This is a genomic window from Peribacillus sp. NPDC056705 (assembly GCF_043656335.1).
Map to the genome: position 1 here is coordinate 20620 of NZ_JBHTYI010000033.1, position 13897 is coordinate 34516.

Genomic DNA, 13897 nt, shown 5'->3' on the forward strand with positions numbered 1-13897 from the left:
TAAGTGAAATATATTTTTGCTATTTCAAAGATTACCTTTACTTATGATAAAATGAAACACATAAATAAATGAGGGAGGCAGCCATGGATCCGTTAAAAGTATTCGTCACCGTAATCGAACAGAAAAACTTTTCAAGAGCAGGGGACATTCTGAACTTGTCGCAGCCGGGAGTCAGTCTTCACATAAGAAATCTGGAAAATGAGTTAGGGACGAAATTAATTTATCGTTCTCCCAAACAAGTACAAATAACAGAGCCGGGAAAAATTTTGTATAGACATGCTAAGCAAATGCTTGATCATTATGAGACAGCAATAAGAGAAATAAATGAATTTAATAACGTGGTTAGCGGAACGATGAAAATAGGTGCAAGCTTTACGATAGGGGAATACTACCTGCCAAAAGTTTTAGCGGAATTTTCGGCTCAATATCCGATGGTGGACATACAAATCATCATCTCGAATTCAAATGAAGTCATACAAGGAATACGTTCGAATAAGCTTGATATAGGCTTGATTGAAGGTGAAACGAATTATAAGGATATTGATGTCAGACCATTCATGAATGACGAGATGATTGTCGTCGTCCCCCCGGTTCATCCACTTTCACAAATGGATCTCATCGAGGGCGCATTGCTCCAAAACCAAACATGGGTGCTCAGGGAGCAAGGATCGGGAACCCGTACATATTCCGATAAACTTCTGAGTAGCCTGGAGTTAAATATAAAGAAAACGTTTATTTTCACCAGTATCCAAGGAGTGAAGGAAGCGGTGATGGCTGGGCTTGGCATTGCCCTGTTATCTCGATTGACTGTACAAAAAGAACTGAAGTCCAATGAATTGAAAACCTTTCATTTGAAAAATGAGCCCATTATAAGACCTTTTTCAATCGTGAAAAAGTTAGACCTCGAAGCCTCGAAAGCCATGGAACTGTTTTTAAGGAAAGTCGAAGAATTTGCGATAAAGGGGCCGTCCTAAATAAATCACCTTAACTTTTGCTCATCCTTTCATTTTCAATGAAGAGGTTGGGCATTTTTAACGACGAAATATTTTTAATTTTAATGAAAACGTCGAAAGTATTTTGGAATATGTCAATCATTATACGAATTTTACGTATTTTCACACAATTACAATCATATAAATTAAATAGATAGTCTCCAGGAATTTCTAAGGCCCTGTAGACTTTTCCTGATATTAATAATCTTAAAAGGAGAAACCACATTGGCTATAGAGGAGCAGAAAGATAAGCGGATTTCTGTTTTCGACAGGATTATAGGATTCATGCCAAAATTTTATGTGATTGGGACAATTTTAATTTTTGTTTATACGCTCGTTGCAATGGCTGAATTAGGTATCCAAACTTTGAAAAAGCCAGAGGAAGCCGTTGGCCCTGCCACAAATCCCCCAATATCTCAGGGCTTTGAACATACATTGATATCGTTAATCATCGAACCGATCGTTACTTCTGAATTTTATCAAATCATCTTTAACACGTTATTTCTTTACCTTGTTTGGATATTGCTTTTCCTATTAGCACCGATTGCTTTTTACCGTTTAAAACACTTTAAATTTTTTAATATCGAAATTGAAATTGAAAAACAAGATGCAGCCGTTTATGAAGTATTCAGCATAAGCAGTTCAAAAATGAAATTTGCTGCGTATTTAACATCCGAGGAATATCAATTGGAGATATCAGAGGAAATTGCAAACAGCAAGGACTTTAAAACTCCCTTAATCTATACATTGGACTGTGCCGTAGATTTTTATTCCAATCAATTAGGACTTTCATTTACCTACGATATCTATACACTGAACCAGTTCAAAAAAGCAAAGCTGCCTAAATCCATCAAAGCGATGCTTGATAAATCCATTCAAACCGGCGATCCATGCATTTCGAATAAAAGCAATAGTGATAGTGAATATTACAAGAACTTTCTTATCCATTATTTCGAAAACATGGAAGGGAAATTTGTCACTGTTTTAAATAGTTACCAAACTGAATTCGATACATTCGATAAATCACTGCTTAAGATCCTGCAAAACGTTATATACGACTACTATTCACAGTATCACTATATTTACGATGCGAGTGAGAAGCTGGAAAAGAATGAAACGATCTCCCATAATAATTAAAAAAACCACCCTACAAGTGGTTATTTTTTTTGGAAAGGTGATTGTTAATTATATTTTGGACAATTTCATTATTCCCGATGAGCTCAGACGATTTCTTTACGTGTTGTTCCCGAAAATCCATGTTCTTTATTTTCTTGGACTTTTTCCCATTTTTAAAATTATTGAAGGCATTTAAAAAAGCTATCTGAATCACTCCCCTTATAGATTAGTATATTCATATGATGGATAAAATTTCATGAAAAACTACAATTTATAGAAAAATATTTTGCGGTTTTAAGTGATGAAAATTACTTAAAAAAGCTATTAAAGACTTTCTGGAAGAAGTGATTTTAATTTAGAATGAGGGATTTTTAAGCTCAAATTATTGGTTACTAAGGCTATTTTATAAAAAATAAAGAAATTCCCCCAAAAATATTGTATAGTTAGAATACAGAGATTCGAACAAACATTCGTTTCTTGGGAACAGAGATTACTTCTTAGTGGGACAGGAGAGAGACAGTGAACGGTACAGCACACATGGCATTAGGGGCAACAGTTGGATTCTTGACGGCAAACACGCTTCAAACAGATCCAACCACCACTTTATTCTTGGTTGGCATTGGGGGAGTTTCAGGCCTTATGCCCGATATGGATATTGATGGGAAGTTAAGTAATAGGATTACTTTTTCACATAAGTTTATTCGAACGATAGCACAAACGATTGGGATACTAATGATCATTTATAGTCTTTTGGAAGGCTCTGAAACGGAAAAATGGATCGGTGTAGGGGCAGGAATCGGAATCATCATCATTTCCTCTTTCATCAGACAAAGGCATATGTTGACCTTGACTGGATTAGCGGTTTTAGGGGGCGGTTTATCCTTGCAGGAAAGCTGGCTGTGGCTGTTAGGAGTTTATATTATCGTAGCTTCGTTTACACCACATAGAAGTTATACACATTCGATTGCAGGTATCGCTTTCTTTGGCATCATTGCCCATCAATTCGAAGCCTTTATGGGGATTGACGGAATTTTCACTACTTGTTTATTAGGATACATAAGTCATTTAATTGCAGATTTGAAATGTTTACCTTTTAACAAACGTGGGGTAAAGTTATTTCTTCCATTTTTCTCAAAAGAATTTTGACAGTGGTTTCCTTACCACTGTTTTTTCTATGAGGTAGAGTAACTTTAAATTGAAGGGACACTTGATTCGACTTTTTTTTATGTTTTATATGGTCATTCTTCCTGAATCTACTAAATGTAACAAATTTGTAAAGATTCTGTGATGCGAGTGATATACCTTTTCTAGTATATTAAGTTTAGCAAATCACATCAGGGGGTAAAATAATTTGTTTAAGAAAATTGTCGTCGGATTGTCATTGGCTATCATGCTTGTAACCGCATCTTTTGCTGGGAACCCAGTGGAAGCTGCTTCATATCATACAAAAGCGATTAAAGTGGCTAAAAGTGAATTAGGCACAAAATATAAAATGGGAGGCATTTCTTCTTCAGGATTTGATTGCTCCGGTTTAGTGAAGTATTCATATCAAAAGGCTGGTAAGAATTTACCAAGAACCGCTGCTGACATCTATAAAAAAGGAAAGAAAGTTAAAAGTCTGCAAAAAGGTGACTTACTGTTTTTTGCACCAAATAAAGCGAAAAAACCTACACATGTGGCTATATACATAGGAAACAATGAATTCATACACTCATCATCATCTAAAGGAGTTTCATACGCTAAAACCAATAATAGTTATTGGAAGCCAAAGTATATTGGTGCGAAACGAATATAATAGAAGGAACTCAACTTTAATATAAAGAACAAAGAGACTCAATGATGTCTCTGACTGCAGGCAAACTCGAAATAATTTAGTATGCCTGCAGTTTTTTTCTTTAAAAACGTTCAAAGTCCTTCAAGAAATCCCTCCCTTTCCGCCGACTGTCTGCCAAGCCTCATCAAAGCAAACGTCGTGGGATCTTGGCTAGCCAGGTATTCGGAAAAAGTGTCACAGATTTCTTCAATCTAATAGATCAGGATGAGAATAACCCTGGCCCTTGTTGTTTACAAAAAGAGACTTTAATGCAGTCTCTTTTTTTGTTTCAACAATAAGAGTGGATGAGGCATATGGGCCAGGAAATAGGGAATTGATATTTTTGTTAATAGATTAGGTTATGGTTATCCTGAAGTGGGTAATCAATACTATCTGAATGTACTAAGAGGCATACATAGAAACTTTTTATTTGACTGGAGATGGATAGTTTAATATGCTTAGCAAACCAAATCGAAGGGATTTTTTTATCGTAAAAAAATTCCCAGACAAAATTATTGAAAGTCAAAGAAGGTCAAGGTATAATAAAGTCAGAAAGTCAAAGAAGGTCAAAGTTTTATTGTGAATTCATTTTTTAAAAGGAGGAGTACTACATGCTTTGTGAAAAATGTCATGTAAACCAAGCAAATATTCAAGTTCACCTAAATATGAATGGTCAGGAGCATGATGTGAAACTGTGCTCCACTTGTTATAAAGAAGAACGAAACAAACTTGGAGCAGCAATGGGCGGAATGGATACAGGAAAATTCCAATATAATGGATTTCCAAATTCATTCAATCCATTTAATTATAATGATGTACCAAAACCGGATTTAGCTGAACATGGCGAGGACGGAGGATTGCTTGAGGAGTATGGCCGCAATTTGACCGATGCTGCGAAAGCTGGACTTATCGATCCGGTTATCGGAAGAAATGAAGAAATCAAACGCGTCATTGAAGTTCTTAATAGACGCAATAAAAATAATCCCGTTTTAATCGGTGAACCTGGTGTCGGTAAAACAGCCATTGCCGAAGGTCTTGCTTTAGCGATTGTAGAAGGTTCAGTGCCTGTTAAATTACGTAATAAGCTTGTATATATGCTTGATGTAGCGTCCCTTGTTTCGAATACTGGAATTAGAGGGCAATTCGAAGAACGAATGAAGCAATTGATCAGTGAATTGCAGGAAAGAAAAAATGTCATTTTATTCATCGATGAAATTCATCAACTTGTAGGAGCGGGTTCAGCCGAAGGATCAATGGATGCAGGGAATATCTTGAAACCTGCACTTGCACGCGGTGAACTTCAGCTTGTCGGAGCAACAACTTTATCCGAATATAGGAAAATTGAAAAAGATGGTGCCCTTGAAAGACGTTTCCAGCCTGTTCACGTTAATGAGCCGACAACGGCTGAGGCATTGGTCATCTTACATGGTTTAAAAGATAGTTATGAATCTTATCATGGTGTATCATATAGTGAGGAAGCCCTAAAAGCGGCTGTTGAACTCTCGAATCGCTATATTCAAGACCGATTCCTGCCTGATAAGGCAATAGACTTAATGGATGAAGCTGGTTCCAAATTGAACTTGAACATCGAAGACGGCCAGGTAGAAAACATGAAAGAGCGTCTGGCGCAAATTTATAAAGAAAAAGAAATGGCCTTAAAAGAAGAAGCATATGAAAAAGCTGCACTTCTTCGTGATGAAGAAGAAAAACTGGAAAAGTCCTTGCAGGCTGGGGAAGATGCAATTAAGCCAACCGTTACCGTTGAAGACATTCAAAATATCATTGAACAAAAGACTGGTATACCTGTAGGTAAGCTTCAAGAAGATGAGCAAGAAAAAATGGTTCATCTCCAAGAGGAGCTTATGAAAAAAGTAATCGGGCAGCAAGAGGCTGTCAAAAAGGTTTCCAAGGCCGTTCGAAGAAGTCGTGCAGGGTTAAAATCCAAAAATCGTCCTACCGGATCTTTCCTTTTCGTTGGTCCGACAGGAGTAGGTAAAACCGAATTGGCGAAAACTCTCGCAGAGGAATTGTTCGGGGACAAGGAAGCGATGATTCGTCTTGACATGAGTGAATTCATGGAGAAACACAGTGTTTCTAAATTAATCGGTTCTCCTCCTGGATATGTAGGGCATGAGGAAGCTGGGCAATTGACGGAAAAAGTTCGCCGCAAACCTTACAGTATCATCCTATTGGATGAAATCGAAAAGGCACATCCGGATGTATTGCATATGTTCCTGCAAATCATGGAAGATGGCCGCTTAACCGACAGTCAAGGGCGGACCGTTACTTTTAAAGATACCGTGATCATCATGACGAGTAATGCTGGGGTCGGTGAGAAACAAAAAGTAATGGGATTCGGTACAAGTTCAGCTGTGGAAGAGGCTTCAATCCTACAATCTTTAGGCAGTTTCTTCAAACCGGAATTCTTGAACCGCTTCGATAGCATCATTGAATTCTCGGCATTGAAGAAGGAAGATCTTCTGCAAATCGTTGATATCATGATTCACGAGCTAGACGAAACCCTTGCTGCAAATGGTTTATCTTTAGATGTAACGAATGAAGCGAAACAAAGGCTAATTGAACTCGGATATCACCCAGCTTTCGGAGCGAGACCGCTCCGCCGTGTACTTCAAGAACAACTCGAAGACGGCATCACTGACTTTATCTTTGAGCAGCCTGAAGTTAAGAACTTCACTGCAATTGTTGAGGATACCTCTGTGAAAATTATTAAAACACCATAAAGAGTACTAGAAATGCCTCCAAGACCGTAAAACTGTTATGGAGGCATTTTTTTATTTTTATAAAATGATAGGTAGGGCTAATTGACCTATAGCTATCAATTTAAATGTAGATTTCTGAATTTTCGACATAATTTGCCGATCGAATGTTTTGATGGGAAACGCCTGTGGAATCATAACATGAGGGAAGATTCGCTTATGATTATAAATATTAATAATTCCTGTTCTATATTGGGGATTTCAATGGAGGAATGACCTATTAAAGATTCACTTTCTTATTTTGAAGAGGAAAATAAAGATAATCGAAAACCAATGGATAATGAAGGGGAAAATCAGTTGGAATCTCTGCCGATTGCAAATATTAATCCAGTGAAACCGTCGGAATTGGATGAACTATATTTCTATGAAGGCAAAGATTTAGGAAATTCCTATCTTAAAGATAAAACGGCATTCCGATTATGGGCACCACTTGCATCTGAAGCTAAGCTAGTCACTTATAACCATTGGGATGATACAGATGGAATGGAGATTCAGATGGTTCGTTCGCAGAAGGGGACATGGACCGTTGAGCTGAACGGAGATCAGGATGGCTTGATTTATACATATAAAGTGAGAGTGGGAGAAACCTGGAGTGAAGCCGTCGACCCCTATGTTCGTGCAGTTACTGTTAATGGTAATAAAGGAGTCGTGATAGATTTAAATGATACGAATCCTGAAAGGTGGACACGGAATAAACCACCACTCGAAAAAGCCGAGGACATAGTCATTTATGAATTGCATACACGGGATCTGTCGATTCATCCTGAAAGCGGAATCCATCATAAAGGTAAATTCTTAGGAGTGATCGAAGCCGGCACCAAAGGCCCTGAAGGAGCGAAAACGGGTCTTGATCATATTAAAGATCTAGGTGTTACCCATGTTCAGTTTATCCCGATATTCGATTTTGCTACAGTCAATGAAATGAAATTGAATGAACCACAATATAACTGGGGATATGATCCACAGAATTATAATGCTCCCGAGGGTTCTTATTCGACTGATCCGTATCAACCAAAAGTCAGGATCAGGGAGTTAAAGGAAATGATTCAAGGTTTACACGATCATGGTTTACGCGTAATCATGGATGTTGTGTATAATCACGTTTATACAGTGGAGGGCTCAAACTTCCATAAACTCGTTCCCACTTACTTTTTTCGCTTTAACGCCGACGGCACCTTATCTAATGGAACCGGTGTAGGAAATGACACAGCGTCTGAACGTAAAATGATGCGAAAATTCATCGTTGAATCTGTAACCTATTGGGCGAAGGAATTTAACCTTGATGGTTTTCGTTTCGATTTAATGGGGATTCATGATGTGGAAACGATGAATGAGGTGAAAAAGGCACTGGCAGAAATTGATCCATCTATCATTGTTTTGGGAGAAGGCTGGGATATGGATACACCCCTGGCCCAAGAGCTGAAAGCAAATCAAAAGAATGCTTGTAAAATGCCTGGAATCGCTCACTTTAACGATGCGATCCGTGATGGTTTAAAAGGGTTTGTAATGAATGAACATGATAAAGGTTTCGTGAATGGCAAACCAGGAATGGAAGATATAATAAAAAAGGGCATCGCTGGTGGTTTGAAATATGACGAAGATATAGCAACCTATCAAAGACCAGATCAAGTGATCAATTATGTTGAAGCACATGACAATTATACTTTATGGGATAAGCTTCTCATCACTAATCCAGATGCGACAGAACAGGTACGGAAACAGATGCATAAATTAGCTTCGGCCGTCGTATTACTGTCACAGGGAATTCCAATGATACATGCTGGACAAGAGTTCATGCGTACGAAGGATGGGGATGAAAATAGCTATCAATCTTCCGATTGGATTAACCGGTTGGATTGGAAAAGGAGAGCCGTGTTAGATCGGGAAGTGGAGTATATGAAAGGACTAATTTCGCTCAGGAAAAATCATGCTGTTTTTAGGTTAAGCACACCTGAGGAAATTGAGGAGCATTTACAATTCATTGATGCTCCGCCAAATGCGGTTGCATTTACTTTAAAACATAATGATTACAAAATTGCAGTGATTCATAATGCAAATTGGGACACGATAACCATTTCCCTTCCCCACGAAGGTGATTGGTCTGTTTTAGTGGATGGTCAGCGGGCGGGCCTGGAAGAAATAGAAAGGGTTAAAAGTCAGATTACCGTTGCCCCTTTAAGTTCGTTTGTACTGAAAACAAATTCTAACGAATGATAATAAAGTCGAAGTGAGTGAATCCTATGTCTCACTTTGACTTTATTTCATTTTATGATATGAAAATTATTGGTCATATGAAATCTTCCACTATTTTCTATCGCAAGTTTGAGAAAAAATGTGCGGGGGTAGAAAATACTTAATGATGAATTTTATCGTTTTTTAAGAGGGGAGCGATTATTTTGCCAGAGAAAGTACAGATAACAATCAATGGTGTCGAGGCCAGCCTGGAAGGTAATCAAACAATTTTACAAATGCTGACGGATAGCTCGATTGAAATCCCGAATGTTTGTTACCATCCTAGCCTGGGGCCTATCGAAACATGTGATACATGTTTAGTGAGCGTTAATGGAGAACTTGTAAGGTCTTGTTCCACCAAGATCAAGGCTGGGGATGTAATCGATACAGTTGCACCAGATGTAAAAGAAGCACAGGTCATGGCGATGGACAAGATATTGTATAACCATGAGCTTTATTGTACTGTTTGCGATTATAATAATGGCACTTGTGAAATCCACAATACGGTTAAGGAAATGAGGGTAAATCATCAAAGTGTTCCTTTTGATCAAAAACCATATGAAGTAGATCGGTCAAATCCATTTTATCGATATGATCCGGATCAATGCATCCTTTGCGGCCGTTGTGTTGAAGCATGTCAAGATGTACAGGTCACTGAAACATTGACCATTGATTGGGAAGCTAAACGCCCGCGAGTCATTTGGGACAATAATGTTCCAATCAACGAATCATCATGTGTGTCATGTGGACACTGTTCCACAGTTTGTCCGTGTAATGCAATGATGGAAAAAGGAATGGAAGGGGAAGCTGGATTTTTAACCGGCATCGCTAAACAAACTCTTCGACCCATGATAGAAATCACGAAAAATGTTGAAACGGGATATGGTTCGATTTTAGCGATTTCAGATATGGAATCAGCCATGAGGGATGCAAGGATCAAGAAGACAAAAACGGTTTGTACATACTGTGGGGTAGGATGCAGCTTTGACGTTTGGACCAAAGATCGTAAAATCCTAAAAATCGAACCGCAAGTGGAGGCACCTGCAAATGGAATTTCAACTTGTGTAAAAGGGAAATTCGGATGGGATTTCGTGAATAGTGAAGAAAGACTCACAAAACCTTTAATTAGAGAAGGAGATGCGTTCAAGGAAGTTGAATGGGATGAAGCCCTTGAATTGATTTCCCGAAAATTCACCGAAATTAAAGAGTATCACGGACCGGATTCAATGGCTTTCATAACGTCTTCCAAATGCACCAATGAAGAGTCCTATTTAATGCAAAAGCTGGCAAGGGGAATCATTGGCACCAATAACGTGGATAACTGTTCCCGGTATTGTCAAACGCCGGCTACTTTAGGATTATTCAGAACGGTTGGATATGGCGGGGATACAGGAGGGATAAAAGATATCGAAAAGTCCGAACTTGTATTGATCATAGGCTCCAATACATCCGAATCCCACCCCGTTTTGGCTACCAGAATCAAACGTTCCCATAAACTAGGTAAACAGAAGCTGATTGTGGCGGACATCAGAAAGCATGAAATGGCTGAACGTTCCGATCTCTTCATCCAGCCTGCTCCGGGGTCGGATATCATTTGGCTGTCCGCCGTGACTAAATATATCGTCGACAAAGGTTGGACAGATAAAAACTTCATCAAAAATCGTGTAAATGGGATGGAGGAATACATCAGGACTTTAGAACCTTACACAATGGAATATGCGGAAAAAGTAACAGGGATAGCTAAAGAAGATTTAATTTCGCTTGCAGAAGCCATTCATGAAGCGGGGAGCGTCGCAACGCTCTGGGCCATGGGAGTTACCCAGCATGGCGGAGGAAGCGATACGAGTACTGCAATTTCCAATTTATTGCTCATAACAGGCAACTACGGTAAACCTGGAACAGGTACTTATCCTTTACGCGGACATAATAATGTCCAAGGAGCCAGCGACTTTGGCAGTATGCCGGATCGCTTGCCAGGTTACGAAAAAGTAACGGACAAAAATGTACGTGCGAAATATGAAAACATCTGGGGTGCAAAAATACCAGAAAACCCTGGCCTTAATAATCATGAAATGGTCGAAGGGATTCATGCAGGTACCATCAAGGCAATGTACTTAAAAGGAGAAGATATGGGTTTGGTCGATTCCAATATCAATCATGTTCATGAAGCATTTGAAAAACTGGACTTCTTTGTGGTACAAGATATCTTTTTATCAAGAACGGCAGAATTCGCGGATGTCGTCCTCCCAGCAAGCCCAAGCTTTGAAAAAGAAGGTACCTTCACGAATACCGAACGCCGTATTCAACGTCTATATCAAGTCTTTGAACCGTTGGGTGACTCAAAACCTGATTGGCAAATCATTATGAATGTAGCTAATTCGTTAGGAGCAGGTTGGAATTATGAGCACCCAAGTGAAATCATGGACGAAGCAGCAAAACTATCACCATTATATGCTGGAGTAAGTTATGAACGCTTGGAAGGATATAAAAGTCTCCAATGGCCAGTGGCACCAGATGGTAAAGATACGCCGCTTTTATTCACGGAAGCTTTTCCTTTCCCCGATGGAAAAGCAAGGTTTTTTCCAGTCGAATGGACCAGACCGATTGACTTTGGGGATGAGTTTGATATCCATGTGAATAATGGCCGATTGTTGGAACATTTCCACGAAGGTAACATGACTTATAAATCAAAAGGCCTCATTTCCAAAACGCCAAAAGTATTCCTTGAGGTATCACGGGAATTGGCAAAAGATAGAGGGCTTGAGGATGGCACTCTTGTTCGGCTAACTTCACCATATGGAAATGCAAAAGTGCAATGCCTGATTACAGATCGTGTAAAAGGTAAAGAGGTTTATCTGCCGATGAACGATTCAGGTGACGGGGCAATCAACCAATTGACAAGCAGCCATTCAGATAAAGATACCGATACCCCTGCCTATAAGGAAGTTCAGGCAAAAATGGAAGTGCTTAGGGTCAAGGGAGATAATCCATTGCCGAGCATCAACCATCGAAATGGTAATCCACAACCACAGATAGGTGTACAAGTACAAAAAAAATGGGCCCGCGAAGATTATATATTCCCAGGTGACCTCTTGAAAATCAAAAAGGAGGAGAGGAACCGTGGCTAAAGCGACAAAAGTGATCAATCGAATCACCTTAAACGATGAAGAAAGAAGAAGAATTGAACTCGAGGAGATAGAGCGTACCCTTTTGGAAAATAAAGAAGTGATTAAAGAAACGTTTGAAGTTATGAAAGGCATGCAGGATCGTGGGATATTATCAATGGTTAACAGTTTGTTGAAGGAAGGGGACAAAGTGCTGAACATTCTGGTCAAAACAGCAGACACCCCAGAAACATCAAATACGCTAAAAAATCTCCTTCTCATACTTGGCACTTTAGGATCACTTAATGTTCAGCAGCTTGAACCGCTTATCCTTAAAGTCAATTCAGGGATTGCCCGTGTGGCCGAAGCGGATAAAACTCCTGATAAGCCAAGCTATCTAGCATTGATGCGTTCCTTGAATGACCAAGAAGTCAAACAAGCCATGACTTTTCTGATGACCTTCCTTAAAGGAATGGGAGAAGATACAAGCGATTTAGAAAGAACTACCCAACTACCAGAGAATCAGCAATTGCATAAAGCGAATGAAACAGCAGACATAGAACGGCCGACCACAAGTAAATCATACGGATCAAGTATACCCAGTGAAGGCGGAAGAGGAAAAAAACGATATACCAGCTGGTTTTGGATCGCTGCAGGAGTTTCACTCGTAACCATTCCGCTAACTTTATTGAGAAGTAAGAATTAAGGATCTTTGCTCGTTCGTCTCAGGAATATTGGAATGTTAGTAAAGGTGACGAATTCTCAATAAAATACTTAAGCCGGTGATTCCTTTATATGGAATCATCGGCTTTTTTTGAAAGGTAAGTAATAAATTTCTCACTAGGCTTTTATTAAAATATTTTTATTAGATTCAAATAATAAAGTCAATCATCAGAGAAACGAACATACACACACTTAATCAAAAGGGTTGAAAAGTGAGAATAGGACACTACATTCTTTTTTTAGGCATACTTTGTTGCTATTTACCAAGGAAAGCGGTGTAGTTGATATCCCCTCTAGATGTTCGGGCGGTGAGCCTCCTCGGTGTTAACGCCCTTGTGGGGTCTCAACACCTGTCCCGCTGCTCCCGCAGGAGTCTCGCACTTGCGCTCCATCAACCTTAAATCGTTTAGTTTTTAAAAACAACAATCTTTACGAAAAGAGTCTTTTTTAAAGTTTGGTTAATATTTTAATAATACGCACGAAGTCGTACCAGTAAGGCATTTTAGTATACTTGTTATTTCAAATCCTTATCATTATGGAACCTAATGCTTGTAGAAATCCCTTGGGTACCATAAAATGGGGATATCAAATTGATCAAGGAGTGTATAAATGAAGCTAAAATTAATGACCATCACTTTAGGGATCTGTTCTTCATTAATACTTTCAGGTTGTTCAAGTGAAGAGGAAAGTGTTATTCAAAAAGAAAACAGTCATGAAGGACATTCAGAACATTCGGTATCCGGTGATATTCAGGAGGAGACCATCAGCAAGGAGATAGCACCGGATTTCTTAGCTGATAAACCTGAGGATATGAAGACAATCTATTTAGCTGTTGCGCAAAACAAAAATTTACTTGAAAAAATACCTTGTTACTGCGGTTGTGGTGAGTCAGCTAACCATAAAAATAATTACGATTGTTTTATTCATGATAATAAAAAGAATGGTGAAGTCGTTTGGGATGACCACGGGACGAAATGCGGAGTTTGCTTAGAAATAGCTGCACAATCCATATTGGACTTGAATGACGGTATGAGCATCAAAGAGATCCGGAATAAAATCGATGAAAAATATAAAAGTGGATATGCTAAACCAACCCCGACCCCTGCAGTGTAAAAGGAAAGAGAATGAAATTCTAGCGTG

Annotated in this window: 7 protein-coding genes and 2 pseudogenes; all 9 read left to right on the forward strand. The window is 38.9% G+C overall.

Annotated features, from left to right (window positions below; translation table 11 throughout):
- Window positions 1–83: 83 nt before the first annotated feature.
- Window positions 84–974 carry a selenium metabolism-associated LysR family transcriptional regulator gene (locus tag ACFRAK_RS23690; protein ID WP_387598773.1) on the forward strand — a complete coding sequence of 297 codons (891 nt, stop codon included), beginning with the start codon at window positions 84–86 and terminating at the stop codon, window positions 972–974.
- 243 nt (window positions 975–1217) lie between these two features.
- Window positions 1218–2129: a hypothetical protein gene (locus tag ACFRAK_RS23695; protein WP_387598770.1), complete on the forward strand. Its 912-nt coding sequence runs from the start codon at window positions 1218–1220 to the stop codon at window positions 2127–2129.
- A 498-nt stretch (window positions 2130–2627) separates the two neighbouring features.
- Window positions 2628–3254 carry a metal-dependent hydrolase gene (locus ACFRAK_RS23700; RefSeq protein ID WP_387598767.1) on the forward strand — a complete coding sequence of 209 codons (627 nt, stop codon included), beginning with the start codon at window positions 2628–2630 and terminating at the stop codon, window positions 3252–3254.
- A gap of 205 nt (window positions 3255–3459) precedes the next feature.
- A complete protein-coding gene (locus ACFRAK_RS23705; RefSeq protein WP_387598764.1) occupies window positions 3460–3903 on the forward strand; it encodes a C40 family peptidase in 444 nt (147 codons plus the stop codon).
- A gap of 629 nt (window positions 3904–4532) precedes the next feature.
- Window positions 4533–6662 carry an ATP-dependent Clp protease ATP-binding subunit gene (locus ACFRAK_RS23710; protein WP_387598761.1) on the forward strand — a complete coding sequence of 710 codons (2130 nt, stop codon included), beginning with the start codon at window positions 4533–4535 and terminating at the stop codon, window positions 6660–6662.
- A 366-nt stretch (window positions 6663–7028) separates the two neighbouring features.
- Window positions 7029–8912: pseudogene (gene pulA / locus ACFRAK_RS23715) on the forward strand (type I pullulanase); the annotation flags it as partial.
- Between the two features lie 182 nt (window positions 8913–9094).
- A complete protein-coding gene (gene fdhF, locus ACFRAK_RS23720; protein WP_394572622.1) occupies window positions 9095–12058 on the forward strand; it encodes a formate dehydrogenase subunit alpha in 2964 nt (987 codons plus the stop codon).
- A pseudogene (locus ACFRAK_RS23725) lies at window positions 12051–12572 on the forward strand (helical membrane plugin domain-containing protein); the annotation flags it as partial. The gene fdhF and the pseudogene ACFRAK_RS23725, both read left to right, overlap by 8 nt.
- Window positions 12573–13366: 794 nt before the next feature.
- Window positions 13367–13870, forward strand: coding sequence for a PCYCGC motif-containing (lipo)protein (locus ACFRAK_RS23730; RefSeq protein ID WP_387598752.1), 504 nt, complete (start codon window positions 13367–13369; stop codon window positions 13868–13870).
- Window positions 13871–13897: the final 27 nt, after the last annotated feature.